Source organism: Acetobacter sp. AC2005 (genome assembly GCF_037901235.1).
Taxonomy (GTDB): Bacteria; Pseudomonadota; Alphaproteobacteria; order Acetobacterales; family Acetobacteraceae; genus Acetobacter; species Acetobacter oryzoeni.
The window spans coordinates 2,427,743-2,452,551 of sequence record NZ_CP149625.1; the positions used below are offsets into that span (position 1 = coordinate 2,427,743).

Here is a 24,809-nt window from a genome sequence, read left to right on the forward strand (position 1 = left end):
TCGTCATACTGGCGCATAAGTTACCTGCATTTCATAGTTTAAACTGTGACGATTGCATGAAGATCGTGGAGAATGTGTTTTATAAAATACAGTGCCATGCTGCAAAAAAGAATAGAAAGATAAACAGATGCCAAATGACACATTTGTTGAGCAGTTAGGGCTTGCCTTGCCAGTTGTTCAGGCACCTATGGCAGGAATAAGCACTGCTGAGATGGTTGTTGCCGCCAGTAATGCAGGTTTTTTAGGCTCTCTTGGTGCAGGTATGATGTCTCCAGCAGAAATTGAGACGTCTCTCCGCCAGATTAAATCTGAAACAACAGCAGCTTTTAACGTTAATCTTTTTATTATTGATCACCTACCAGAGTATCAGCTTTCTGCAGAAGATATTTTGTTTTTGCGTCATATCTACGAAGTAATGGAATTAGATTTTATTTTACCTCAGCAATATGCTCCATCTTTTCATGAGCAATTTGAGGTTCTGCTTCACGCCAAGCCGCCTGTTGCAAGCTTTACATTTGGTATTCTTACACAGGAACAGGTTTCCAAGTTGCACGCACAAGGCATTCTTGTATGTGGCACAGCAACCACCAGTGCAGAGGCACGGGCATGGGCAGATGTTGGAGCAGATGCGGTGTGTGCCCAAGGCATAGAAGCAGGAGGGCACCGCGGAAGCTTTCTCTCTGAGGGTAAAAATGGCGTTGGATTACTTCCTCTTGTGCGGGAGATTGTAAAAGAGATCTCAATTCCAGTTATTGCTGCCGGGGGCATCATGGATGGAGCAGGTATAGTGGCGGCCATAAGCATGGGTGCTCAAGCCGTGCAGATGGGCACGGCATTTCTTGGTTGTTCAGATGCAGTTTTGGCCCCGGCGTATAGAAAGACCCTTGCTCAGCACTTGCCTGCTGAGAGCACTGTATTGACCAATGTTTTTTCAGGTAAGTTTGCGCGCGGCATACGTAATCAATTTATTGAAGAATATGGAAGTTCCCAGCCACTTCCTTATCCTGTCCAGAATGCCTTAACTCAAGCATTACGCAAGAAGGCTGCGCGAGATGGAAACGCTGAAAACATGTCTTTGTGGGCCGGGCAAGGGCTTAGGCTGATACGAGATGTTTCTTTCATAGAGTTGGCGCATGTTTTACAGGATGAAATCCGTACCGTGGTAGAAAAAGTAAATGCGGCCTTATCTGTTACAATGCACTGTGGACGCAGCGGGTCATAACGGAAAATGGCAAGCGACTTCATGCCCATTGTGACGAATGGGGCGTAAAGCAGGATCTTCCTGCTTGCAGCGTGTTTGCACATAGGGGCAGCGTGTATGAAAACGGCAGCCACTTGGGCGGTTAATGGGGCTGGGCACATCCCCCTGCAAAGGCACTGGGCGTGCCAGCCCTGTAACAGGCCGAGGGATGGCAGCAGTAAGAGCGGCTGTATAAGGGTGCGCTGGTGTATGCAGCACGCTATCGGTATCACCAATTTCTACAATGCGCCCCAGATACATGACAGCCACCCGGTTTGATATCTGGCGTACAACAGCCAGATCATGGGCTACAAAAATATAGGTAAGCCCAAGTTGTTTTTGTAAGTCAGCAAACAGGTTGATGATCTGGGCCTGAACCGAAACATCCAAAGCAGATACAGGTTCATCAGCAACAATCAGTCGGGGAGAAAGAGCTAATGCACGTGCAATGTTAATGCGTTGGCGTTGGCCTCCAGAAAATTCATGCGGATACCGTGCCAGTGCGGTGGTGGGCAGGTTCACCAGTTGCATAAGTTCGTGCGAACGTGCCGTGATTTCGGCAGAGGAACGCTTTCGGCCTTTGGCATCGGGGTGAACCTTAAGGGGTTCGGCCAGCAAGTCTCCTATTCTTCGGCGCGGGTTCAGGCTGGCGTAGGAATCCTGAAAAACCATCTGCATACGTTGGCGTAAAGGGCGCAAAGTGCGTTCGGGCAGATGCGTGATATCATGCCCCTCAAACACAATTTGGCCGCTTGAGGCAGGTGTCAGCCTGAGCAGGCAGCGACCTAAGGATGATTTTCCACACCCAGATTCACCCACAATGCCCAGCACTTCCCCTGAGTGAACGGAAAAGGAAACACCATCTACAGCCTTCAGTTCCTGCCTGCGGGGTAGGCGATATGTTTTATACAGATCGCGCACCTCCAGAATGGGAGATAATGTTGCAGACGTTTTCATGGCCGGAGATGTTCCTGTGCAGTTGCATCGCTCAGGCGTGGTGGCAAAGGTTTACCTTCCTGCGGGAGAACACAGGCTGCAAAATGGTCTGGGCCCATTTGGACGTAAGGCGGTAATGCTGCTGTGCAGGCTGTATGCGCGTACTGGCAACGTGGTGCAAAAGCACATCCTGCCGGCCGGTTTTGCGGAAGTGGAGGAGAACCTGCAATAGCAGGCAAACGCAATGGCCGAGGACCATCCAATGGTGGAATAGAAGCCAGAAGCCCGGCTGTATAGGGGTGAGAAGGGGATGCGAACAAGGCAGATGTCGGCCCATATTCTGCAATACGGCCAGAATAGAGCACCATGGTGTTATCGCAAGTTTCTGCCACCACCCCCATGTCATGCGTAATAAGTAAAATGGATGAGTGGTGCGTATCTCGCAGGCTGCGTATCAGTTCCAGTATCTGTGCTTGTACTGTAACATCCAGCGCAGTGGTGGGTTCATCTGCAATCAGAAGCGAAGGATTGCACGAAAGGGCCATGGCTATCATGGCGCGCTGACGCAAGCCCCCTGATAGCTGGTGCGGATAGCGATTGGCTGTGCGTTCAGGATCTGGCACGCCCATATCACCCAGTAGTTTTACAGTGCGGGCACGGGCTTGTTTGCGAGAAACACGTTCGTGGGCGCGTATCTGCTCATCAATCTGCCAGCCTATTGTGTAAACGGGTGTAAAGGCTGTCATGGGGTCCTGAAAGATCATGGCAATTTCTTTGCCACGCAGGCGCCGCAGCTTTTTTTGCGGTATTCCTACCAGTTCCTGCCCCCGAAAGTAGACAGCACCTGTTACTTGCACACCGGGGGCATCAATCAAGCCCATAAGCGCCAAAGCCGTAACAGATTTGCCGGACCCGGATTCACCTACCAGCCCCAGAATTTCCTGATGATTCAAGGTGAAGGAAACACCATCCACAATTGGAATCATCTGCCCACGGGCCGGAAAACTCACCCGTAGATCGCGCACATCCAGCAGGGCTTTGGGTGGCATGTCAGCGGGCATCGCGCACTCGGGGGTCAAGCAGAAGGTAGATCATATCCACTGCCGCATTTGCCAGCACAACAAATACTGCAGAATACATGACGGTAGCCATAATAAGGGGTAAATCCAGATTGGTAAGGGCCTGATAGGTGAGGCGCCCAACACCGGGTAGGCCAAAAACCACTTCTGTCAGCAAAGCGCCCCCTCCGACCAACTGGGCAAAATCCATGCCGAATAGAGATACAAAGGTGACCATAGCGGTGCGCAGTCCGTGCCGGATAAGAATACGGGAGGGAGAAAGCCCCTTGGCGCGGGCTGTGCGTATAAAATCTTCACCAGAGAGCGCGACCAGATCAGCCCGCAGCACCCGGCTGTAAACGCCAATAAACAAAACAGCTAAAACAACCCACGGAATAACCAAGGCTTTAAACCAACCCCAAGGGTTTTGTGTAAGCGGCACATAGCCCAGAGCCGGCACCCAGGAAAAAAGCCATGTATCGTGGTAACGGTTCTGTGTAATCAGGTTTGCGACTTGCCCAAGCCAAAAAACGGGTATGGAAATACCAACTAACCCGAGCATCATGAGCGTACGGTCAACCCATGTGCCTTTCAGGGCAGCAGCCAAAGTGCCCATGGCAATGGAAAACACAATCCAGATCACGGCTGCACCACACACCAAGGAAACTGTCACCGGGGCCGCGCGTGTAATTTCGGGCACCACCAGTTCGCCTCTATCTGCGTAAGAGGCCAGATCCTGCGTGATGAACAACTTTTTCATCATGATGGCATATTGAACGGGCAAAGGGCGATCAAACCCGTATTCCTGCCGTACTTTCTGCATGGTTTGGGGCGATGCGTTTTTACCAGCAATACGGGCGGTAGGGTCTGCGCCCGGTGTGGCAAAAAACACAGCAAACACTAGCGCAGAAATACCAAACAGCACAAAAACTGTTTGTCCCAAGCGGCGGAGGGCGGCCATCAACATGCGTTGGGCCTCCTATTGTTCACGGTGGCTGGCATCACGCACATCCAGTGCATCTCGCAGGCCATCGCCCAGAATGTTCAAGGCCAGCACTACGGCAATAATGGCCAAGCCCGGAGCAATAGCCACCATGGGGCGCGTATAAATAAGGCCTTCACCATCCTGAATCAGCGTGCCCCAAGATGCCGCAGGGGCCTGCACCCCAATGGATAGAAACGAGAGCGCGCTTTCTGCTAGCAGGGACATCGCCATGATCAGCGGCCCAAGCACAACAAGGGTGGATGTGACGTTGGGGAGAATATCGCGGAGCACAATGCGCCAGCGGGGTACGCCAAGGCAGCGTGCAGCCATAACAAATTCAGCCTCCCGCAATGCCATGACACGGCCCCGAATGGGGCGTGCCGCATAAGGGATATAAACCAGCGCGATAATGCAGATAGGCAGAAGCAGGTTATCAGATTCAATAACAAACGGCCCCAGATGCAGCCCATCGCTGACCGTGACAATAGAAAGAGAAATAGCAAACAGATACACGGGAACGGACCACATGATATCCATCATGCGGGAGAGAATGGTATCGACAATGCCGCCGCAAAAACCCGCCGCTATGCCCACAACCGCAGCCATTATGAGGCACAGAACAGCAGAACAGAATGAAATGAGCAAAGAGTTCTGCCCACCATATAATAGCCGCGCTGCAACATCGCGCCCCTGACTATCAGCCCCCAGCATATAGCTTCCGTGCCATGTGGGGCCAATGGGGCTTAGGCCAAGATGCAGTGGGTTATCATTGGGCTGCATGATATCCACTTCCTTCCCCCCCACCATGATGGAACCTGCCACGTTGGAGACAAACGGATCTGTATGCGCAACATAGCGTGCGTAATAGGGTGCAAGCAGGCTAGCCGCAGCTAGAAATACCAAAACAGTCAAAGATATCAGCGCTGAGCGATTGTGGCGGAGGGACCGCAGCGCCATGCGCCACGGGCCGGGTGGTTTGGTGTCTTGCGCAGGAGAGGGGGCGGGATCAGTCATGGAACCTGTAGCTGAGAAAGCAGGATTTCATCATTAAGCGTAATTATGACATTTCGTGTGCGTTTAGAAACCAGCACAACTCTTTTGGTCTGCACCAAAGGCACTGCAGGGGCCTGTGCCATCAGCGCTTTATCAGCTTGTGCCCACATGGCATTGCTGGCAGCGCGATCTGTTAAGGTAAGCTGGGCAGCATGGTGCATCATGTCATCAATATGCGGGTCACAAAAGCCGGACATATTGGGTGAGTTATCGGAATGGGGATGAAAATTGGAACATGCAAACAGCGTATCCAGAAAGCTGGCAGCCGAGGGATAATCAGCATTCCACCCACTGATGGAAATTTGCACATGGTTGTCTGAATTCTGCACAAACGTAAAATGGACGGCAGGGCTGATGCTATGAACCGAAGCCTTGTAGCCCAGATTTTCCAATACGCTGCGTAATTCAAGCGCGGTATTGTCTGATTTGCCGCCGGAAGGGGTGACTATAGTAACCCGCATACCTTTTGTGCCACTTTCCTGCACAAGCTGGCGGGCTTTTTCCATGTCGGGTTTTACCCATTCTGGTGCTGGGTTTCGTGGAGAGGCTCCCGCAGTATAGGCACAAAAACGTTCATACCCCGGAGTGCCTTCTGGCAGAAGCTGGCATTGCGGAGATGCAACCGCGCTACCCCCATCATAAATCACCATCGCATGCCGATTGACCGCGTAATTGAGTGCCTGCCGCACCTTGAGGGATGTAAACGGCGGTTCATTTACATTCAGTGTTGCGTAGTAATACAGCAGAGGGGTGAAGATGTGCACCTGATCCGCATATTTGCTGCCAACTTCGCCTAATCGGTCTAGCGGAACATTTTCATACATCAGGTCGGCTTGATCGTTTTCTACGGCGGTTACAGCAGATTCTGGTTCCAGCCCAAATGTCACTTCCATGTGGTCTGGAAATCCCGCAGGCTGTGCGTTGTGTGACCATTCATGAAAATAAGGATTGCGTTCAAAACGCATATGCGTTGTGGGGTTGTAATCTGTTATTTGGTAAGGCCCGGTCCCCGGAGGTGCAGTGTTTCCCATATCATGGGCAGGTGTATTGGCAGGTAGAATAGATGCATGAAACCATGCCAGATGCTCCAGAAATTCAGGGTCTGGGCGGCTGAGGTGGAATGTAATGGTGTTGGTTGCAACATCCGTTTCAATACCCTCGGCCAAAGTGCAATGGGCAGGGTCTTTCAGGCAGGCATCAGCGCCTTTAATGGCACTGTAATATGGCCCGGCAGTGGGGCTGCCTGCAGCAAAAATACGACGGAAAGAAGCAACAACATCCGCTAGGGTTAAAAGCTGGCCATTGGAAAAATGAATGCCGTTACGCAGAGTGAGCCTGTAGGTTAGTCCGTTATCTTCTGGCAGGGGAACGTTTACTGCCAGATTTGGAATAACAGGTTGCGCGCCTGGGCCTGCAAATTTTGGATAAGTTAAAAGCGTATCGTAAACAGGTGTTTCAAAAAATTTGGTCAGGCCAACGTAGGATATCTGCGGGTCAAGCGTGCCAACTGCACTGGAAACCAGAATGCGCAGCGTGCCTCCCTTTTGCGGGGCTTCTACGGCATGCGCAGCAGCAGGGGCCAGCATAAAACCGCATAGGAGAGGAAGAACACGTTTCATCCACCGTGTTATGGCCTGTATGCGGGTGTGTTTCAAACTTTCAAGCTCTGCTTTTTTACATTCACATTAAAAAAACAGACAGAAGGCGCGTGTAATGCTTGCCTTTATGCGTGCATCATCATAAGAGGGAGCGCCAATGGTCGGGTGACCTGCGGCGTAGCGTATGCTTCAGGGTAACCTGCCTTTTTGTATTTCAGCAAGGGTGCCCGCAGCATGACCTCTTCTCCCTATAGCCGTGTTACGGAAGCTCTGGCGTTTGACGATGTGCTGGTTGTGCCGGCTGCATCTGACGTTGTGCCCAGCCAGACAACCGTTCGCACGCATCTCACACGCTCTATTGAACTGAACATTCCGCTGGTTTCCGCCGCTATGGATACGGTTACGGAAGACCAGATGGCAATTGCCATGGCCCAGCAGGGTGGCCTTGGTGTGATCCATAAAAACCTGAAGCCAGAAGAACAGGCCGAGCAGGTTCGCCGCGTTAAGCGCTTTGAATCCGGTATGGTGGTGAATCCGGTTACGGTAGGGCCGGATCAGACACTGGCAGAAGTGCGTGATATCATGCACCGCCACGGCATTAGCGGCCTGCCCGTGGTTGAACCCGGCACGCAGAAGTTGGTGGGTATTCTGACCAACCGTGATGCCCGTTTTGCCGTAGATCCCAACCAGCCTGTTTCCGAATTGATGACCAAGGATCGGCTGATCACGGTTAAAAATGGTGTGGATGCAGATACGGCCCGTCAGTTGTTGCACAAGCACCGCATTGAAAAACTGCTGGTGGTTGATGATGCAGACCGCTGCGTAGGTATCATTACCGTTAAGGATATGGATAAGGCTGTTGCCCACCCGCTGGCTATCAAAGATAGCTTGGGCCGCCTGCGTTGTGCAGCCGCAACAGGTGTGGGCGAAGATGGCTTTAACCGCGCCAAAATGCTGATTGAAGCTGGCGTGGACGTGCTGGTGGTAGATACAGCGCATGGCCATTCTGCCGGTGTTCTGGGCGCAGTTGAGCGCCTGAAAGCCTTTGATGCCAATGTGCAGATTGTGGCTGGTAACGTTGCAACGCCAGAAGCCGCTCATGCCCTCATTGAAGCAGGGGCAGACTGCGTGAAAATTGGCATTGGCCCGGGTTCCATTTGCACCACGCGTATTGTGGCTGGTGTGGGCGTGCCTCAGTTCTCCGCCGTTCTTGAAACCTCTCTGGCATGTAAGGAAAAAGGTATTCCCTGCATTGCAGATGGCGGTATTCGCACATCGGGTGACATCGTAAAGGCCATTGGTGCTGGTGCCGATGTTGTCATGGTGGGTTCACTGCTTGCTGGCACGGAAGAAGCGCCGGGTGAGGTGTTCCTGTATCAGGGACGTTCCTATAAATCCTACCGCGGTATGGGTAGCCTTGGCGCCATGGCGCGTGGTTCGGCTGACCGGTATTTCCAGCAGGAAGTCAAGGATGCGCTCAAGCTGGTGCCAGAAGGTATTGAAGGCCGCGTGCCTTACAAAGGCAGCATGGCTGCGGTTATTCATCAGCTGGTGGGTGGTCTTAAAGCCGGTATGGGCTACACAGGTTCCCACGTGCTGAAGGAACTGCAAGAAGGTGCCCAGTTCCGCCGTATTACCGGTGCTGGCCTGCGTGAAAGCCATGTGCATGATGTTTCCATCACGCGTGAAGCTCCTAATTATCGTCGGGATTGATAACCACATATGACACCTTCAGCCAGGCTTGCGGCCGCCATTGATCTGCTTGCAGCAATGGAAGCCGCCCCGCGCAAACCCGCCGATGCTGTAGCCAACAGCTTTTTCAGAGAGCGGCGCTACATGGGCGGTGGAGACCGCAGAGCCATATCCGGCCTTGTATGGGATGTTATGCGGGCGTGGCGTCGGCTTGGCTGGTGGCTGGAGCAAAAAGGGCAGGTAGCATCTGCCCGGCTCCGGGCCGGGGCGCGCCTGTTGTTCGATGGTTTCTCTCTGGCCGAAGTAGAGGAAATGTTCGAGCAGGGGCGCTTTGCCGCAGGCGCTTTAACGCGTGGGGAACTTTCTATCCTTACGCCGCTTGCGGGTAAAACTCTGGATACCCCGGAAATGCCTCGGGCTGTTCGGCTGGAACTGCCCGATTGGCTGTTGCCGCATCTGGAAGCAACTTTTGGTGACAAGTTAGAAGATGAACTTGCCGTCATGTCCACCCCAGCGCCTCTGGATTTGCGGGTGAATATTCTGCGCGGCCCCCGTAAGGAGGCGCAGCGTAGTTTGGCCTGTGAAGGCCTGCATGCTGAGCCTACACCGCTTTCTCCGTGGGGGTTGCGTTTGCCAGCGCGTTTGCCGGTTACAACCAGCGTGGCGTTCCGTGATGGGCTGGTGGAAATTCAGGATGAAGGCAGCCAGCTTGTTGCGGCCATAAGCGGCGTTGAGCCCCAGATGCGTGTGCTGGATTATTGTGCTGGTGCTGGTGGTAAAACACTTGCCATGGCCATGATGATGGAAAACAAAGGCCATATTGTTGCATGCGATGTTTCTGCACCCCGCTTGGAAGGTGCGGTTAAACGCTTGCGGCGCGCGGGCGTGCATAATGTAGAACGGCATTTGCTGGTTCCCGGAGATAAGTGGGCCAAACGTCGCGCCGGATCCTTTGATCGGGTGTTGGTGGATGCTCCTTGTAGTGGCACAGGCACATGGCGCCGTAACCCAGATGCACGTTTTCGCACCACAGAACAGGACCTGACAGAACTGTTGGAAAAACAGGCTGCCATTATGGATCGGGCTGCAGCACTTGTGCGTGCCGGAGGGCGGATGGTGTATGCAACCTGTTCTCTGCTTCGTGCAGAAAATATGGATCAGGTTACGGCATTTTTGGCGCGCCATCCTGATTTCAAGCTCGTTCCTTCAGATAGCCCAGATATGCCAGAGGCATTGCGTAAGGAAAGTTCCATCAGTTTAACGCCTTTGCGCGATGGCACAGATGGCTTTTTTGCCGCCGTAATGGAGCGCGCCGCGCCAGAACCGGAAGCAGGTATAGAATAGGAAAATATTTTTAACTGTTCATCTTATTGGTCTTACGCATAATACTGATGCCTGATTCATCAGGTCCTATAGACCAATAAGATAAATGGCCCCGCATGACTGAAAGCGTAATCCTTTTTGTTTTTCTCGTGCTGGGCGGCGGTATGCTGGCACAATGGACGGCTTGGCGCTTTAGGTTACCTGCCATTGTCCTGCTTTTTTCTTTAGGTTTGCTTTTGGGGCCGGGGTTGCAGATCATGCATCCCTCCGAGGTTGCCGGTAGTGCCTTCCACCAAATGGTCTCTTTGGCGGTGGCGCTTATCGTGTTTGAAGGCGGTCTCGCGCTTGATTTTCGTCAGCTAAAAGAAGCCGGTGAGGGCGTTTTGCGCCTTACGCTGGTGGCATTGCCGATCAATTTAATTTTAGGCAGCATTGCAGCCCATTACGTTGGGCGCATGGGCTGGGGCCCGGCCTTTCTGTTTGGCGCCATTATTGTGGTAACAGGGCCAACGGTTGTTCTGCCTTTGTTGCGTCACGCTAAGCTCAAGCCTCGTATTGCAGCCTTCTTGCGGTGGGAAGCCATTCTGAATGACCCGGTAGGCGCCATTCTGGCAACATTGGTGCTGGAAGTGCTGCTTATGCAGCCGGGCGAGGGGTCTGGCACATTTTTTGTATCCATCATCCCACATATGCTGATGAGTGCGACATTGATGATCGCTCTTGGCATTGGCACGGCATGGTGTGTGCGGTGGTTGTGCATACGGGATTTAATGCCCGACCTCCTGAAAATGCCGATACTGCTTAGCCTTGCACTGATTTTGTATGTGATAGGCACCTTAACCATGGATGGCGCAGGGCTTATTGCCTCTACCGTATTTGGCATGGCGTTGGTTAATCTGCGTATTCCCGGCATGGCGGAAATCCAACGGATGAAAGAAGCACTGGTGGTGCTGATTGTCTCCATCCTGTTCATCATGCTCACTGCGGATCTGACACGAAGTGAGCTTGCTGGTTTGTCATGGTCTATTGGGGCATTAACATTGGCTGTGCTGTTTGTAGTGCGGCCTTTGGGTATTTGGTTGGCTACCATAGGTTCCAGCCTTAGTCGGGCTGAGCGGCTGTTTATGGGGTGGATTGCACCACGTGGTATTGTGGCGGCCGCAGTGGCAGGTGCCGCCGGTGTGCGCTTGCAGGATGCTGGTTACCCCGGAGCTTCTCAGGTTATGCCGGCGGTTTTTGCCGTTATTGCTTCCACCATGATTTTGCATGGTTTTTCTCTTATTCCGCTGGGTCGGCGGTTGCATCTTACGCTTTCCAACCAACCCGCATTGGCCATTGTGGGAGCTAATGACTGGTCCACTCAGTTGGCTATGGCAGTGCATGCTGTGGGCACGCCTGTTTTGCTGGTGGATAGTTCCTTGGGTGATCTGCATCCAGCCGAGCGTGCTGGTGTGCCTGTTTTATGCGCCGAAGTTTTATCGGAAGAAGGCACAGAAAACTTGGAGGAACGTCCGGCTGATTATCTGATTTCAGCTACGCCGGATGCCATTTACAATGGGCTGGTCTGTGCGCATCTGGCACCACATTTTGGGCGGCAGAGGGTTTATCAGGTTAGCCCGGGCATAGCGCGGCTGGACCAGTATCGTGGTTTTAGCCGGGAAGCACGCGGAAAGGTGTTGGGGCAGCCCGCCTGGAATTTTACCGTGCTAGAAGCGCTGGTGAGCCAAGGCTGGCATTTTGTTGCGATAGAAGTAACCGAAGACAACCAGAACTACCTTTTGAGTGAAAGCAGCCATTTCCTGTTATTTCTGGTGCTTCAGAAAGGTGCAGGCATTACAATTGTTTCGGCTGAGGATGAGCCACAACCAACCCTGACACCAGGTTACGTGGCAATAGGGTTGGTTGCGCCAGAGCAGATGGCCAAGCCAGCTTAACGGGACGGATGAATAGTTATTTCTGTAGCGCCAGATGCCAGAACAAAGCGTAAGTCGGCTTCTGTGAGCGCAACACATCCTTCAGTTGGCGTTTTGTTGGGGCGTTGCAAGTGCATGAAAATGGCAGAACCTTTGCCGGGTTCTGCTGGACTATCGTTGTAACCAATCACGACAATCAGATCATACACGGCATCTTCACGCCATAGTATTTCATGGCGGAAAGAAGAGGGAAGCTGAATGTGCTGGTTATAGCTGGACGATGACGGATCATCACACCAGCCATCCTGCGGGCTTAATGGAATAACGGGCAGGGCGGATTGGGGCTTTATAACCCGATCAGCCCGGTAAAAGACCTGCCTGAGGGAGAAGGTGCCTAGCGGTGTGCACAGGTCTCCTTCGCGCTTATGGTGGGTTACGCCATTTTTGCCGATAATGGCGCTCATGCTTTTGTGTCTGCAATGCAGTTGTGCATCCATATTGCTGTTTACTGTTGGCCAGACGTGTATCATCATAAACAATCTTACCCCTGCTTTATGGCTTTCGCGTGAGGTTGACGTATCATGCCGGAAATTGGTTTCGATACGATTCGTTGTGTGATCGATAAAGAAGTAGGCCAAGGCAGCCGAGCCAGAGGGCTGACATAAGGAGACGATGTTCCATGACGGGTGCGCGCCCAATTTTGGTTGTAGATGACGATCAGGTCATTCGCAGAACACTGGCAGAGCAGTTGCAGTTGGATGGAGAATTTCAGGTTCTGGAGGCGGCAACATTGGCCGAAGCTCGCCAGAAGCTGAAGGAACCAGATGCACGGTGTGATGCCATTCTGCTGGACGTAACCCTGCCAGATGGAGATGGGCGCGATTTTTGTGCAGAACTGCGCAAGGATGGCCTGCGTATGCCCGTTATCATGCTTACAGGATCAGATGATGAATCTGATATTGTGAAGGGGCTTGATGCTGGTGCCAATGATTACGTTGCCAAACCTTTCCGTATTGCAGAACTTCTGGCCAGATTGCGGGCGCAGCTAAGACTGTTTGAAAACAGTGAAGATGCTGTGTTTTCCATTGGCCCATATACGTTCCGCCCTTCTGCCAAGCTGTTGCAGGAACCAGCCAAAAACCGTCGCATTCGTTTGACGGAAAAAGAAACGGCTATTCTGAAGTTTCTTTATCGCGCAGGAACGCGCCCGGTGCCCCGGCAGGTTTTGCTAAACGAGGTGTGGGGATATAATGCTGCGGTAACAACCCATACGCTGGAAACCCACATTTACCGCCTGCGCCAGAAGATTGAGCCAGATCCAGCTCATGCTTCTTTGCTGGTTACAGAAGGCGGGGGGTATCGCCTTAACCCAGAACCAGAAGTTGCGACAACAGCCGTTTGATTTTTGGTAAATTGAAGTCGTTTTAACTTCTAACGGCTTCGTGATTTAAATTATATGAAAAAAGCCCTCCACATTGGAGGGCTTTTTTGTAGTTCAAGACACTATAATAGCGTTTATTATTTTATTAAGCATGCAGAACAGAATGCCCGCTGACTTAGTAAAGTGACCCCAATTGGGGGGGGCTCAACATTGCTTATAATAAGCAAAACCCGATCTGACACACTCATTTTCTGCATCGCTACAGGTAAACAAATGCTTTAATTCGCTGATTGTTTGTAATTTGATAGGCAGATTAAAATCTTGTGGTTGTTTTGGATAACCTCCGCCAAGGTATTACCAACAAGCTCCAAATCTTCGCCAGATGAGCTACCACCAAGATTAGTTAGGCGCGGAAACGTGTCGAGAATGTCATGATTGGAACAATCTGACAGTGCGGACATAATAAGTTATGCCATCGTGTGCTTTTTGAATAATGGGTTATTAATTTTAAGGGAAGTTAATCAAGCTAACCTAGAAAATGAGAGATGAGCACAAATGCTCTAAAACCCGCAGAAATCTAGGAAAAACCGTGGTGGGTGCGACAGGGATTGAACCTGTGACCCCCGCCGTGTGAAGGCGGAAATCCCAGTTACTAACTTATTGAAAAATAAGCACTATTCTTCATCATAAACCAACTGGCCCGGATATGGCACGCAATCGGTAATTTCTGGCCACATCCGGTAATTCAGCCAACGCTCAATCGCTGGCCGGTAATGCTCAGGCATCTTCTTGGCGTATCTGGCCACCATGGTGATGGTTTGCCATCCACCTTCTTCTTTTAGGCCGATCAGGTCTTTGTGTAGGCAGTAATGCCATGTCGCAAAGGTGTGGCGTAAGCAATGGGGCGTGAGGTCTGGAACGAATTGAGTGCGTGGCCACCGTTCATTCTTTGGCTGCCACGTTCTTTCATGCCCGGGAAATCCCGCGCGTTTGCAGGCTGCCATCCATGCACTTTTGATCTGGCCGCCGCCTGTGCGTTCTGTATCGTGATAATGCTCACCAATTGCCCAGCGTGTTATGCCTTGCTTATCGCGGCGCTTATAGGCTGGACGAAATACCCGGCCTGTCCTCCATGGTATTCCACTCAGGGCCAGAACCACTACAGGCGGCAGATCGATATGGCGTTCATTGCCCTGCTTTTGCCAAACAACGCATCGAGCGGCTTCTAGGTCTAGGTCTTTCCATTCCAGCTCCAGGGCTTCTGACATTCTCGCACCTGTACCGATCAGAAAGACGAGTAGGGGCCTGATATGAGGAGCGGCCTCATTCACTAGACGGATTGCTTCATCTGGCCGCAGGAAAAGCATACGCACTTGTTCAACTTTTGGGCGCTCAAATGCTGGCTTATCGCACCATCCACGCACGGCCGCATATTCCAGAACGGCGCGCAATGGTGTGAGAACTGCCCTGATCTTTGTGGCAGAAGATGCCGCAGACCCCTTGGTCAGTATTGCCTCGTAAGCTGCATCCAGATCGGTCTGGTTTATGCTTGATACTTTACGGTCGCCGAAATGCTTAAGTAATCGGGAAAGGTGAAGAAGGGTTGTTTTGCTGCGGGGCGCAGCTTTTTCATACCCCGCAACAGCCGAAGCAAATGTTACAACGGCACGCTTTCCATAAACACTTTCTTGCCAGAGTTCCGCTTCTCTTTTCGCGCGGTAAGCCTCTGCATGCTTCGGGTTATTTGTGCCTGTGCTTTCATATATGCTTTGTCCGCCGACGGTTCCGCGGACGTATAGCGTTTCCCTTCCTTTGCGTGAGACGATTTTGAGCGACATTCAAGGCTTTCGATAAGGCGTGGCAAATCTTCTGGGTAGAATACGATCTTGCCGCCAATGCGCCGGTGCGTTGGCTGGCCATTGTATTCAGGATGGTCTTTCAGGTGCCGGGAGAGGTATGTCTTTCCTACGATACCTTTGAGCTTAAGCAACACATCCTTCAGCGTCATAAGATCAGGCAGCGTCTCACCCATTCCCGCCTCCTTCCAGTGCGTGGATACGCACTCTGATCTGCGGAAGTGTCTTTAAGGAGATAAGTTTGCGGCCACAGAACTGATCACCGCTAACAGTTTCACCTACGTAGCTGTCGGCCTGAACAATATCGGTCAGAATACGGCTCTTGAACACCCATTCATCCTCACCCTTGATTCCTAGAAGAAGACTGAGCGTCACGCTTGGCCCATCTGTAGGCTCGACACCTTCTGGTAGAACAGAGCGCAGCACATCAGGATGAGCAACCCAATCCTCCAAGAACGCCACGGCCTTCCGAAGATCCTCCACTTCGCATCCTTTATGACCGGCGCGGTAAACATACTGGAACGCCTGTGCCATGTTGCCGGACATGTAACGGGTTACATCCCAGACATGCAGGCCACTTTCTGTTTTGTAGTGGTCGGGGGTTATGGCGTTCATGAGGTTGCCTTTTTGGTTGGTGGAGTAAATCGAGGAATCAGCATCCATGCCTCGATATCGACCTCAGCAATATTATCGCCCATCATATCAACCCAACCATCCTCGCCTTGAGGAAACTCATTGTTGGCAAGCATGGTATCGCCATTCTTCAAATGAACAACGATTGTCTGGCGGAAGCCGGGAGCTTTCTTGATGTCGGTGTTCCAAGCCGCTGCATCTGCTGCTTCAAGAGCAACTCGCGCATAGCACCGGGCGACTTCTTGACGGTTATCTCCCATGTTTTCCCATTTCAGGGGCTTTCCGTTGCGCTCATATACATATTCGGCAATCGCCCGTGCAGCCGCCTCAATGCGTGCGTCAGTCATGCCCACCTCCTTTTCCGTGCAACCCGTTGGCCCTTGCGCTGCTGTGCTGGTGTTTGGTCGCCAGCTCCAAACCAGTAGTAAACCGGGAACGTCCCTTCATCACGGGCGCGCATGAAATCGCCACCGATACGGCACCTGCGCCCTTTTGCGTCAAAGCAAGCTGGGTTTGTACCGCCAATCCATGACGTTGCTTTGTTTATCCATGTCTGGAAGGTATCAAACTGACCATCTGGCTCACGGTCTGGCTGTTTGTTGGTCATTTCCCGGCCGCCATAGCTGCATCAATGGCGGCGCGTAAATTGCGTTCCGCTTCTGGTTTATGGCTTAGGGTACAAACCCCGCAGCCAATACCCGTATCGTATTTTTTTGGCTCGTATACATGAATGCAGCACTGGCCCAACCACTCCAACCGCCGCGTATCAGCCGCACATTCTGCCCGGGCGCGTTCCTCGGCCTCTTGGGTGTATTTGTTCGCAATGGCGATGCACTCATGTATATCCGTATGTTTATTGAATAAGGCGTATGCTAGAGCGGATACCTGTTCCTTTCTCGTCCTCATGGCGCGGATCCTAGATTGCGGATTTTTTCTGCTATTCCCGCAAGGGCTAGATATCGACCTGTAAGAAAGGCATCATCTGCAATGCTGCCTTTATCTGGCGTGAATTCATCACATATTTTCGCACACCGCTGCCGGTCGGAATTGAGGGGAGTGTATCGGTCGGGAAGGCCTGTAGTCTCCGTATCAAAAAAGAGGATCATGCGAATTCTCCTTCATTGAGGGCGCTCGCTTTGGCAGAGGCGGCTTGTTTGACATTTTCCGATTGCGCAGCATCGAACTGGTCAAGCTGGGAGAGCAAAAGCCGGTAATTGTTCGAGCCTGTGATCTTTTGGAGAGCTGCAACATCAGCTGCATTATTGATTGCTGCCATTGCGCGCTGGGAGCGCTCTTGCAGGTCTGCTGGGGGTTGTGGCTTCTCAGTCCGCAACGGCTTGACCGTGTAAAGCTTCTTGCTTCCACGCGTAACTTGCAGGCCAAGAGCAACATTTTCGTCAATATTGCTCATATGGCTGACACGAATACCGCCTACTTTAATGCCGCCAAACTTTACTTCTGGGTCACGGTAAAGCGTGCAGGATTTCCCTGCATATGTTTTCCCATCATTGCCCCAGATAGCCACCAGAACGCGGCGCATGGATTTGCACGGATACCATGGCTTGCCATTGCAGCCTTTATAAAACACAGCGATAGGCTGGTCCGCATTGCCTTGCTTTACATCTTCAATGGTAATCGTAATCGGGCCGCCTAGCAGATCATCTGCATTAAGCTGATCTGACTTAGCGATGATGGTTTTTGATAGATCGACCATTATACCATGATCTCCTCAGGATTTTCCCGCCGTTCCGTGTCGATCAGGCGCAGGTCTGGGTTATGTAGGGCGGCCTCATATTCGGCCTGGTAGCTTTTGATCTTGGCTTCGAGGTGTGCAGCTGCATCCAGCAGAAGCGCCTGAAACTTCGGGTCTGAGTAAACACGTTTGACCATCATCTTTCCGCCGCCAAGGGCAGGGAAGCTGATGAAGTCTAGCCAGCGCCTACCAGAGACCATTAAGCCGGTCTGTATCTGGGGCATGTATTCGATAGGCACGTTCTGGGAGCAGATTGTCTGCATTTGCAGTCCTGAAAGCCGTGACTTGCATTCAATCAGACCGTCTTCACCCACAAGTCCGTCTGGCGAATAACCAAGGGTGAATCCCCATTTATCATTCGTCATAAAGCCAATTTCGGATACAGGTGCGACATGCTTGGAATAGAGGATCTTCGCCTCCATTTCGTCTTCATGTCCGCGCTGCATCGCAAAGGTCTGGAAACTTTCATCTCCAATTCCATTTACGCGCTGGCCCAGAATGTCCAGAATGACGCGCTCGGCCGTATCGTTCTTTGCAATGGCAGAGCAAGTCTTGGTGAGTAGCTTACCGATTAGGCTTGCGGTCAACACTCCACAACGCGCCTGAAACCACTCATCTGTTCCTTGCTCCAGATCCTTGTAGATTTTGAGAGCCATCACGCAGCCTCCAGAGCACGAAACGGATGCGCACTCCTTACGGCTTCCATGGCGTCCCAATTTTGCAATTCCAGCCGCACGTATTCACGTGTCAGATTGGAAAGTGCCTTCATTGCCATGTCGCGTTTATCATCTGGGACATGCTGCAGAATAAGCGAGTGCACGACTGCTTCGTGTTCATTCCACGCGCTCATGCCGCACACTCCGCAACTTTGCGCATGTCGTCATTATGCGACAGGGCAGCAGACTTAATGCTTTCCTTCCGCTTTTCGCGTAGTTCACGCACTGCGCAGACCATATCGCCGATAGCTTCTTCTGAGTATTCGATCATCGTGTCTGCAAAACCGCGGTCTGAAAACTCATCCCGCTGCATACGCATGATGATCTGGCAGTGCTGATCTATTGCCGCTTCATATTCACGGATTTCACGCGCTACATGCGCTGGCACATCGTCTGTATTAAACATGCCATCACGCACGGCGTTTGCGTACGCCTTGTTTGTGTAAGCCATTTTCTACTCCTTTGTGGAGAAACATTCGGCCAATGCGGCCATGCAACCCGCTGCGGACAGCGGGAAACATTGCGGCATCAGTAGGGGTAGGGAGCGCCGAACAGATTGCAGCCGATCATGACGACCAGCTCGATCAGGTATTCAGCAATTTTGCGGCCCGGTTCCGTGAAAACGATGAGCGCGAACAGGCCGTAGAAAAACACAGCCAGACAGAACAACTGCCCCAGTGCCGTAAACTGCAACCAGTCGCATACATCCCGCGCACCGCTTCCAATGCGTTCTGGCCATTCTTTGTTTTGGAGAGTGTTCATCGCCCATCACCTTTTGTTCGTGATGGGTTATTATGTCGCTCATACCGACATATCTTGTCAACAAGAAATGTCGCACATTACGACATTGGCACATAAAAAATATCCCGCTCCGAATTTGGGGCGGGATGATTGGCGTGACTTTGCCCGTGCTTGGGCGAGAAAAGGGCAGGGATTGGGCAAAAAATCCCGCCGGGTTAGGGCGGGATTTCTGTCTCAGCTAGTCTACCGTTCCTCGTCGGCCCCTTCTTTCGATTCTTCATCGTCTTCGGCGTCGCAATATTGCGATTCCAGAAGAATGACATAAAAACCGACAGGCCACCAATGGGGGAATGGTAGACCAGCGATAGTGAGGCGGGGCATTTCTTTCTCCCTTCTGCCTGACACTAAAACTGTATAACAGAAATTCATGCCGGAAGGGGGAGAAAGATGGAGCCCAAGCTATCAAGCTAATTACGGAGAGCCTGAGGTTTTGGGTAGTGTGGGAGATGTGCCTAGCGAAGAATGAAATTCGTATAGGTCACGTGTGAATGAAGGAAAGTCCCTTAAAAATCGCTCCAGCTATTGCTAGCAATGCAGCAATCTGGGCGAGAGATGGCAGCTTAGCGATGCGACCTTTCATCTCGGCTACTTCGACGCGAACATTTGACAGATCGTCTTTGGTCGCCATAGTTGTTTTAATTTCGGCAAGCGTCACCTGTATGGCATTCAGGGCGTCCTGAACCTTATCCATCTTGTCTTCAAGTTTGCCTATGCGTCTTTCCATATCTGAATCATGGGGAGGGCCACCGCCGCCGTCAATACCTGATGGCGGGGTTCCGCTTCCAGAGAAAACATCTCTTATTACGTTGTCAGCCATCAGCTGAAGTCCACTATAGGTGCAAAAAATTCGTGAATGAATCCGCAATGACCGCAGGCTGCCGCGTAGGTTGGGTAATATTGCCCAAGAGTCGATGTAGGGATCACTGTTGTTTCATGCTTATACCCTATAAGCTGAAACCCGCCCACCGTGCCGCACATAACACATTTTAGGACAATTCTACGCTCGTTCAAAAAGTCCAGTAACCGCTTTTGTCGAAGGTAAAATGCCTGATCTCCAGCATTCATAGGAGCCATATTAATAGGTGTATGGGGAGGAATATTATTATTATTCATCTGAGTGTCTTCCTCGTTCGCTTGCTATCTGGGTTTGATATGCTATTGATGTTCACGTTTCGTTCTGACATACTCGCCACATGTTACGGGCACACAGAATCACTGGCGAGGGGTTAAGCAGCATCGGTATCGATGGCGGCCTGTATCAGAGCAAGCGCCATCCGTCTTTGTTTCTCGTTCATGTCGCGCCAGAGCCCGAGCCAAGCAGCCTCCTCAGCATTATCGAGAGTTTGCGCAGACGTGTTCGGAGAAGGAATGCCTCGATAAAGGTAGTCCATGCTAACCTGATAAAAATCAGCTAGGGCACAAAATGTCTGAAATCCGGGGTCTTTCCCGTTTTCAATTTCAGTAAGATGGTTGCGGCTTATTCCAATAGCCTCTGCGGCAGCCGCCTGCACTAGACCCTTAGCCCGCCGCAGCGCCCTGAGACGGGCACCCATTGTTTCCGCATGATTCATAAGTGAACATTCGCATGTAATGAAAAATTACGAGTCGGTATTAGCGACATTTTTTATTGACCGAGAATGTCGGTATGTGCGACATTCGGGGCATGGAACCTAAAGAGCTTTTCAAGAGAGCGGGTGGCTGTGCTGCGGTTGCCACGAAACTCGGTCTCCGCGCCCACTCAACCGTTCTTGGGTGGAAGCGCATCCCCCCCCATCATTGCCCCACTATTGAGCGTATCTTCGGCATCCCCCGCGAAGAACTGCGCCCCGACCTGTTCAAGCGCACCCCAGTAAGGGATGCCGCCCAATGACTGCCGACATCGTTCCCTTCAAGATTGAGCGGCAGGACGATGGCGAACTGCGCATCAGTGATGTGGAGCTTTCCAATCATCTTGGGTATGCCGAAGTGCGTAACTTTCGAAAAGTAATTCGGAAAAACCTTGATGATATAAAGGAACTCGACTTTTGCGCCACACTGGCGCAAAAGTCCTCTGGTGGCCGCCCCGAGAAAATCTACTGGTTGACAGAGCGGCAAGCCGTTCACATGACCTACAGAGCAGATACACCAGAAGCGCGTCAAATAGCTATTCTTCTGACTAAGGCTTTTGTGGCCCTGCGCCGCAAGGCAGAACGACACCTTCCGCTTCCTGAGTTCTTCCGTCTTCAACTCATTAACGATCAGGTGCGCCAGTGGCAGCGGGAATATCCCGCTACGTTCTTTATTGAACTGCATCGTGTTCTTGGGTTGCGGCGTCCAGCCATTGGCAATCACTCTAACTGTTCTCATTTCATCAATCGCTACGTGTATCAATTTCTGTTTGGAGCGCTTGGCTTAGATGCCATACGCAGCGCCAACCCAGCAGATGAGGAACATGTACGCGCTCACAAGCATCATCAGGTGCTTAGGGAGAAGCATATGCCTCGCCTAAGGCAACATCTCGACAAAGTTGGTGCATTACTCGCCAACGCAGTTTCGATTTCTCATTTCGATGACATGTTCAATCGCTCTTTCCCATCAGTGGATACGCAAATTGGCTTCATGTTTGCGGAAACTCCGCTGCTGGCTATTTCTCGCACCCCAGCGCAGGAGGCTACGCGATGAGTTACGTTGCTGAATCAATCCATAATATGACGAAAGAGGATCAGCGTGCATGGGCCCTTATGCAAACTGGCCCCGGCCTTATGGTAGATCGCATTGCCGAGGCCGAAGAACTCCTTAATTGGCTTCTTTCTGCACCAGTTCCCTCAACAGTTTCTCAATCCTCTGAAGGGTTGCTGTCTGCTTTGCCATTTCAAGATGCATCCTCTCAAGAACAGCTTGGTTCGGGTGTGGTTTTTCAAGCGCCATCGAATTCATCCTCTCCAAAAGATGGTGAAAGCGTGGGGGAGGTTACGACTCCCTCACGCACTGAAACGGTAACCCCATACACCCAGCCGGTCATGCAGCCTTGTACGCATACCCGTACGGACGGGGAGGGTGTGTGATGAGGGCGTGGACTGCGGCGGAAGTGAAATCCCTCGAACGCATGGTGAATGCGGGGAAAAGTTGGGCAGCGATCTGCTCCGCGCTCAACCGCACTGTGGGTAGCTGCCAGTGGAAGGCAAGCTCCGCATTAGTGATTTCTGATGAAGTCAAGAAAAAGCGTTTGGAAGACAGCTTGAAAAGGCGCGGGGAAGCGCAGCGGGGCGCTGTTACTAAACTGAAGGAAAAAATGACCTCCATTGGTAATACTCATGTGCGTTCTGAAAATCCCAATTTTCGCACGCGCCCATGCAGCAGATGCCATAAGGTTTTTACAACGCGCCATAAATGCCGCTTCCTTTGTGATAGCTGCAATTCATATGCTTCCAGCATGGGTTGGTTCTAATGGCCGGCTCCGTAAACAAGGTCACGCTTGTTGGCAATCTGGGCAAAGATCCGGATGTGCGTACCACGCAGGGCGGCGCGAAGATCGTGTCTTTCTCGCTGGCCACCAGTGACACATGGAATGACCGCGCATCTGGCGAAAAACGCGAGCGCACCGAGTGGCACAGAGTCTCTATTTTCAATGAACGTCTTGCAGATGTAGCCGAGCGCTTCCTGCGTAAGGGCCGCAAGGTATATCTGGAAGGCTCCCTGCAAACCCGCAAATGGACGGATCAAGGCGGCGTAGAGCGCTTTACAACGGAAGTCGTTCTTGCGGCTTATCGTGGCGAGTTGGTGCTGCTGGATAATAAAGACGCAGGCGATGCCCCGCGCCAACAGCAGGGCCGCAGCCAGAACAATCAGCAGTCCGGTGGATGGGATAGCCCGCAAGGCAATCCCGATCTGGACGATGACATTCCGTTCTGAGCCTAACCAATGCACGCCGCATCAACCCCCAGCTTGTCGGCTACGTCCTGTAGCAAAAGCACGCGCTGCCTGATGGTGGCGTGGGGGTTGAGCTGCGCCCAGATGATCGCGTTGCGCACAATGGCGTTCCAAAGGAACGGCGTGCCGTGCGGGATGTCTGGGGCTGTATCGCAGGCATTCAGTAAATCGGGGGAGTATGTGCCCCCGAATTCTACAGTTCCGAATTCAGTCTCCTTCTTCATCGTTTCTCCGATCTCCCGTTCTTGCAAAACGGAGAATGGACGATGAGCATGGAACTTTTTAGGGAAAATCTTTCCCGAAATGTCACCCCAATTCCCTCGAACGAAACATGCGCTGAAACGGTCAGTGAGGCCATGCAGCGCCGTTACGGGGATTTACGAAACGCTGCCAAACGAGTGTCACGCGCACGCGGCTGGTCGGTAAAAGCTTTCAAAAATTGGTTCTACGGCATGAATGCGCCTCGCATGCAGGACTTGATTGTCCTGATGGCGGACTGCCCTGAGCTGGAGAAGAAGGTCGGCCAGATGGTCGAAGAAACAAGGAAATGCCTACAGCAATCCAAACTCTGAAATGGCGTGGCTTCGGCTTTGACCGGGGCGATGGGTTCTTTGAGATCCGCATGGGCCTGCTTGGTTTCGCTTTTTTGCGGCAGGACGTTTGGGTTTCGTTGCGCGCAGAACGTGAAAGTTTTGAGGTTCTTGCGCGTGAGAACGAAAGGCTTCGTGCTGAACTAGACAAGACGAGCGACAGGCTGCGGGCGGTCATTATTGCAGCTTCTCCGTCAACACGGATTACGTGGGGAGGTGGAGAATGAAGCGCGGCAACAGCATGGATGATGCTGATGTTTTCAGAATTGTTGACCGCGCAATCAACAAAGCCGGGTCGCAATCAGCCTTCGCAAGAAAGGTTGGGATAACCCGTTCAGCACTCTGCAAGCAACACAATGCCAAAACGGCCAAGGGATATACCAATGAGGTTCTTCTCGCCGCCGGGATCAAGCGCTTTCAGCCGCCTGCCGAATATTACCTGATGGATGAAATCTGATGACTGAATTTCCAAAAGATCACAATGAGACTGCCAACGTTGGCGGCATTGCCGCTGACCGCCTGCGCTCTATAATCGAACGCGTTGAGCGCCTGGAAGAAGAGCGCAAGGCTCTGGCAGGAGACATTAAGGACGTATTCACCGAAGCGAAATCCGCTGGCTTCGATGTGAAAGTGCTGCGTCAGATCATCCGTATTCGTAAGCAGGAGCCTGCCGAAGTGGAAGAACAGGAAACCTTGCTTGACGTTTATCGCCGTGCGCTTGGGATGTAAGCCATGTTGAAAACGCTCCTATCCCCAGACGCTAAACTCCAGCGTGAGAACACTCAACTGCGGGCAGAAAATGCCCGCTTTCTGGAGGCTGTCACGCGCCGGAATGCTGAAAACATCAGATTGCGCGAAGAAAACCGGCAGCTCCGTTTGCAGAACAATGCGCTACGCCTTGGCCGCCGCCGTGATGGCGCAGGACGGTTCGCATGAGGGTAATTCGCTTTGAGCTTCCTGAACCCTATCCATTGCTAAACCACAGCATAGGCCAAAGCCGTTTTGCGCTTACACGGATGCGCCAGAAGATGGCCCGCGCTGTTGCCTGCGCGACTGTTAACATGCGCGTTCCTGAGCCATTTCAGAAAGCGCATGTATCTATTGAGCGTCATTCCTGTGGCACGCCGGATCATGACGGCGTACAGGGTGGGGCCAAGTTCCTGATTGATAGCCTAACCACACCAAAGTTGCTCAATGTAAGGAAGCCGGGAGCGCGCCAGCGTGTGCGGAATAAACGCGGTCTGGGCTTCATTGTGGACGATGGGCCGGAATATGCCACGTTCGATATTCGCGCTGTCAAAAGCCGTTTATGCGACCAAAAAACAGTGGTGACGATTACGGAGATATTGCCGTGATTATCAGTAATTTTTCA

General features: G+C 52.1%; 36 protein-coding genes. 15 read left to right on the plus strand and 21 right to left on the minus strand.

All coding sequences use genetic code 11. The features are described from left to right. Window positions 1–127 precede the first annotated feature (127 nt). Entirely contained in the window at window positions 128–1,222 is a 1,095-nt protein-coding gene (locus QQM41_RS11535; RefSeq protein ID WP_339077195.1) for a nitronate monooxygenase, read from the plus strand. Here QQM41_RS11535 and QQM41_RS11540 read toward each other — a convergent pair. Genes QQM41_RS11540 through QQM41_RS11560 form a run of 5 tightly spaced genes read right to left on the minus strand, consistent with a single transcriptional unit; the run spans window position 1,217 to window position 6,891 of the window. After that, window positions 1,217–2,197 (minus strand): oligopeptide/dipeptide ABC transporter ATP-binding protein, encoded by a 981-nt coding sequence (locus QQM41_RS11540; RefSeq protein ID WP_339077196.1) that lies wholly within the window; start codon window positions 2,195–2,197, stop codon window positions 1,217–1,219. The two genes, QQM41_RS11535 and QQM41_RS11540, sit on opposite strands and share 6 nt — an antisense overlap. After that, window positions 2,194–3,225 (minus strand): ABC transporter ATP-binding protein, encoded by a 1,032-nt coding sequence (locus QQM41_RS11545; RefSeq protein ID WP_339078117.1) that lies wholly within the window; start codon window positions 3,223–3,225, stop codon window positions 2,194–2,196. Before QQM41_RS11545 ends, QQM41_RS11540 begins: the two co-directional genes overlap by 4 nt. Window position 3,226: 1 nt before the next feature. Beyond that, on the minus strand, window positions 3,227–4,201 hold the full coding sequence (locus tag QQM41_RS11550; protein ID WP_339077197.1) for an ABC transporter permease: 975 nt from the start codon (window positions 4,199–4,201) through the stop codon (window positions 3,227–3,229). A 12-nt stretch (window positions 4,202–4,213) separates the two neighbouring features. Further along, on the minus strand, window positions 4,214–5,233 hold the full coding sequence (locus QQM41_RS11555; protein ID WP_339077198.1) for an ABC transporter permease: 1,020 nt from the start codon (window positions 5,231–5,233) through the stop codon (window positions 4,214–4,216). Next, a complete protein-coding gene (locus QQM41_RS11560) occupies window positions 5,230–6,891 on the minus strand; it encodes an ABC transporter substrate-binding protein (protein WP_339077199.1) in 1,662 nt (553 codons plus the stop codon). Before QQM41_RS11560 ends, QQM41_RS11555 begins: the two co-directional genes overlap by 4 nt. A gap of 213 nt (window positions 6,892–7,104) precedes the next feature. Between QQM41_RS11560 and guaB the strand changes: the two genes are divergently transcribed. The 3 genes from guaB (at window position 7,105) to QQM41_RS11575 (ending at window position 11,819) form a co-directional block, all read left to right on the plus strand. Next, entirely contained in the window at window positions 7,105–8,583 is a 1,479-nt protein-coding gene (gene guaB / locus QQM41_RS11565; protein WP_050819985.1) for an IMP dehydrogenase, read from the plus strand. 9 nt (window positions 8,584–8,592) lie between these two features. Further along, window positions 8,593–9,906: an RsmB/NOP family class I SAM-dependent RNA methyltransferase gene (locus QQM41_RS11570; protein ID WP_339077200.1), complete on the plus strand. Its 1,314-nt coding sequence runs from the start codon at window positions 8,593–8,595 to the stop codon at window positions 9,904–9,906. Between the two features lie 95 nt (window positions 9,907–10,001). Next, on the plus strand, window positions 10,002–11,819 hold the full coding sequence (locus tag QQM41_RS11575) for a sodium:proton antiporter (protein ID WP_050819983.1): 1,818 nt from the start codon (window positions 10,002–10,004) through the stop codon (window positions 11,817–11,819). On the opposite strand, the gene QQM41_RS11580 is transcribed toward QQM41_RS11575, so the two are convergent. Beyond that, complete coding sequence (locus tag QQM41_RS11580) at window positions 11,816–12,331, minus strand: L,D-transpeptidase family protein (RefSeq protein ID WP_339077201.1); 516 nt, start codon at window positions 12,329–12,331, stop codon at window positions 11,816–11,818. The two genes, QQM41_RS11575 and QQM41_RS11580, sit on opposite strands and share 4 nt — an antisense overlap. A gap of 146 nt (window positions 12,332–12,477) precedes the next feature. Between QQM41_RS11580 and QQM41_RS11585 the strand changes: the two genes are divergently transcribed. Continuing rightward, window positions 12,478–13,200: a response regulator transcription factor gene (locus QQM41_RS11585; RefSeq protein ID WP_003623877.1), complete on the plus strand. Its 723-nt coding sequence runs from the start codon at window positions 12,478–12,480 to the stop codon at window positions 13,198–13,200. Between the two features lie 653 nt (window positions 13,201–13,853). On the opposite strand, the gene QQM41_RS11590 is transcribed toward QQM41_RS11585, so the two are convergent. From QQM41_RS11590 to QQM41_RS11650, 13 genes are all read right to left on the minus strand, one after another. Further along, window positions 13,854–14,630, minus strand: a complete 777-nt coding sequence (locus QQM41_RS11590) for a tyrosine-type recombinase/integrase (RefSeq protein WP_339077202.1) — start codon at window positions 14,628–14,630, stop codon at window positions 13,854–13,856. A 206-nt stretch (window positions 14,631–14,836) separates the two neighbouring features. Next, the gene (locus QQM41_RS11595; protein ID WP_339077203.1) at window positions 14,837–15,211 is read right to left on the minus strand and encodes a hypothetical protein; all 375 of its coding nucleotides are present in this window, start codon (window positions 15,209–15,211) and stop codon (window positions 14,837–14,839) included. Beyond that, window positions 15,204–15,650, minus strand: a complete 447-nt coding sequence (locus QQM41_RS11600; RefSeq protein ID WP_339077204.1) for a DUF3310 domain-containing protein — start codon at window positions 15,648–15,650, stop codon at window positions 15,204–15,206. The genes QQM41_RS11595 and QQM41_RS11600 overlap by 8 nt, the downstream gene beginning before the upstream one ends. Then, entirely contained in the window at window positions 15,647–16,015 is a 369-nt protein-coding gene (locus tag QQM41_RS11605) for a hypothetical protein (protein ID WP_339077205.1), read from the minus strand. Before QQM41_RS11605 ends, QQM41_RS11600 begins: the two co-directional genes overlap by 4 nt. Then, on the minus strand, window positions 16,012–16,275 hold the full coding sequence (locus QQM41_RS11610; RefSeq protein WP_339077206.1) for a hypothetical protein: 264 nt from the start codon (window positions 16,273–16,275) through the stop codon (window positions 16,012–16,014). Before QQM41_RS11610 ends, QQM41_RS11605 begins: the two co-directional genes overlap by 4 nt. A gap of 295 nt (window positions 16,276–16,570) precedes the next feature. Continuing rightward, window positions 16,571–16,774, minus strand: coding sequence for a hypothetical protein (locus QQM41_RS11615; protein ID WP_339077207.1), 204 nt, complete (start codon window positions 16,772–16,774; stop codon window positions 16,571–16,573). Then, window positions 16,771–17,382 (minus strand): hypothetical protein, encoded by a 612-nt coding sequence (locus QQM41_RS11620; RefSeq protein WP_087651786.1) that lies wholly within the window; start codon window positions 17,380–17,382, stop codon window positions 16,771–16,773. Before QQM41_RS11620 ends, QQM41_RS11615 begins: the two co-directional genes overlap by 4 nt. Beyond that, window positions 17,382–18,077, minus strand: a complete 696-nt coding sequence (locus tag QQM41_RS11625) for a lambda exonuclease family protein (protein ID WP_339077208.1) — start codon at window positions 18,075–18,077, stop codon at window positions 17,382–17,384. Before QQM41_RS11625 ends, QQM41_RS11620 begins: the two co-directional genes overlap by 1 nt. After that, window positions 18,077–18,271, minus strand: a complete 195-nt coding sequence (locus QQM41_RS11630; RefSeq protein ID WP_339077209.1) for a hypothetical protein — start codon at window positions 18,269–18,271, stop codon at window positions 18,077–18,079. Before QQM41_RS11630 ends, QQM41_RS11625 begins: the two co-directional genes overlap by 1 nt. Continuing rightward, a complete protein-coding gene (locus tag QQM41_RS11635; protein ID WP_339077210.1) occupies window positions 18,268–18,588 on the minus strand; it encodes a hypothetical protein in 321 nt (106 codons plus the stop codon). The genes QQM41_RS11630 and QQM41_RS11635 overlap by 4 nt, the downstream gene beginning before the upstream one ends. Before the next feature lie 77 nt (window positions 18,589–18,665). Beyond that, a complete protein-coding gene (locus tag QQM41_RS11640; RefSeq protein ID WP_124307091.1) occupies window positions 18,666–18,899 on the minus strand; it encodes a hypothetical protein in 234 nt (77 codons plus the stop codon). A 517-nt stretch (window positions 18,900–19,416) separates the two neighbouring features. After that, the gene (locus tag QQM41_RS11645) at window positions 19,417–19,755 is read right to left on the minus strand and encodes a hypothetical protein (RefSeq protein WP_339077211.1); all 339 of its coding nucleotides are present in this window, start codon (window positions 19,753–19,755) and stop codon (window positions 19,417–19,419) included. A 409-nt stretch (window positions 19,756–20,164) separates the two neighbouring features. Beyond that, window positions 20,165–20,509, minus strand: coding sequence for a helix-turn-helix domain-containing protein (locus QQM41_RS11650; RefSeq protein ID WP_050819969.1), 345 nt, complete (start codon window positions 20,507–20,509; stop codon window positions 20,165–20,167). Between the two features lie 92 nt (window positions 20,510–20,601). On the opposite strand from QQM41_RS11650, the gene QQM41_RS15730 reads away from it, so the two are divergent. From QQM41_RS15730 to QQM41_RS11660, 3 genes are read left to right on the plus strand one after another with little or no spacing between them, the layout of a single operon-like run. Beyond that, entirely contained in the window at window positions 20,602–20,808 is a 207-nt protein-coding gene (locus QQM41_RS15730; protein WP_373878374.1) for a YdaS family helix-turn-helix protein, read from the plus strand. Continuing rightward, complete coding sequence (locus tag QQM41_RS11655) at window positions 20,805–21,599, plus strand: P63C domain-containing protein (protein WP_339077212.1); 795 nt, start codon at window positions 20,805–20,807, stop codon at window positions 21,597–21,599. The genes QQM41_RS15730 and QQM41_RS11655 overlap by 4 nt, the downstream gene beginning before the upstream one ends. Beyond that, window positions 21,596–21,982 carry a hypothetical protein gene (locus QQM41_RS11660; protein WP_339077213.1) on the plus strand — a complete coding sequence of 129 codons (387 nt, stop codon included), beginning with the start codon at window positions 21,596–21,598 and terminating at the stop codon, window positions 21,980–21,982. Before QQM41_RS11655 ends, QQM41_RS11660 begins: the two co-directional genes overlap by 4 nt. A gap of 128 nt (window positions 21,983–22,110) precedes the next feature. On the opposite strand, the gene QQM41_RS11665 is transcribed toward QQM41_RS11660, so the two are convergent. After that, the gene (locus tag QQM41_RS11665) at window positions 22,111–22,305 is read right to left on the minus strand and encodes a hypothetical protein (protein WP_339077215.1); all 195 of its coding nucleotides are present in this window, start codon (window positions 22,303–22,305) and stop codon (window positions 22,111–22,113) included. Window positions 22,306–22,364: 59 nt separating this feature from the next. Between QQM41_RS11665 and ssb the strand changes: the two genes are divergently transcribed. Continuing rightward, complete coding sequence (ssb, locus tag QQM41_RS11670) at window positions 22,365–22,829, plus strand: single-stranded DNA-binding protein (RefSeq protein WP_339077216.1); 465 nt, start codon at window positions 22,365–22,367, stop codon at window positions 22,827–22,829. Between the two features lie 2 nt (window positions 22,830–22,831). Here the strand turns inward: ssb and QQM41_RS11675 are convergent, their stop codons facing one another. Beyond that, a complete protein-coding gene (locus QQM41_RS11675) occupies window positions 22,832–23,071 on the minus strand; it encodes a hypothetical protein (protein ID WP_339077217.1) in 240 nt (79 codons plus the stop codon). Window positions 23,072–23,113: 42 nt separating this feature from the next. On the opposite strand from QQM41_RS11675, the gene QQM41_RS11680 reads away from it, so the two are divergent. The 6 genes from QQM41_RS11680 to QQM41_RS11705 are packed head-to-tail and all read left to right on the plus strand — an operon-like array spanning window position 23,114 to window position 24,792. Next, window positions 23,114–23,419, plus strand: a complete 306-nt coding sequence (locus tag QQM41_RS11680; protein ID WP_339077219.1) for a hypothetical protein — start codon at window positions 23,114–23,116, stop codon at window positions 23,417–23,419. After that, window positions 23,395–23,664 carry a hypothetical protein gene (locus tag QQM41_RS11685; protein ID WP_339077220.1) on the plus strand — a complete coding sequence of 90 codons (270 nt, stop codon included), beginning with the start codon at window positions 23,395–23,397 and terminating at the stop codon, window positions 23,662–23,664. Before QQM41_RS11680 ends, QQM41_RS11685 begins: the two co-directional genes overlap by 25 nt. Continuing rightward, entirely contained in the window at window positions 23,661–23,894 is a 234-nt protein-coding gene (locus QQM41_RS11690; RefSeq protein WP_339077221.1) for a hypothetical protein, read from the plus strand. Before QQM41_RS11685 ends, QQM41_RS11690 begins: the two co-directional genes overlap by 4 nt. After that, window positions 23,894–24,166 (plus strand): DUF2312 domain-containing protein, encoded by a 273-nt coding sequence (locus QQM41_RS11695; RefSeq protein WP_339077222.1) that lies wholly within the window; start codon window positions 23,894–23,896, stop codon window positions 24,164–24,166. Before QQM41_RS11690 ends, QQM41_RS11695 begins: the two co-directional genes overlap by 1 nt. 3 nt (window positions 24,167–24,169) lie before the next feature. Continuing rightward, on the plus strand, window positions 24,170–24,373 hold the full coding sequence (locus QQM41_RS11700; protein ID WP_088364744.1) for a hypothetical protein: 204 nt from the start codon (window positions 24,170–24,172) through the stop codon (window positions 24,371–24,373). Beyond that, window positions 24,370–24,792, plus strand: coding sequence for a hypothetical protein (locus QQM41_RS11705; RefSeq protein ID WP_070323762.1), 423 nt, complete (start codon window positions 24,370–24,372; stop codon window positions 24,790–24,792). Before QQM41_RS11700 ends, QQM41_RS11705 begins: the two co-directional genes overlap by 4 nt. Window positions 24,793–24,809 lie beyond the last annotated feature (17 nt).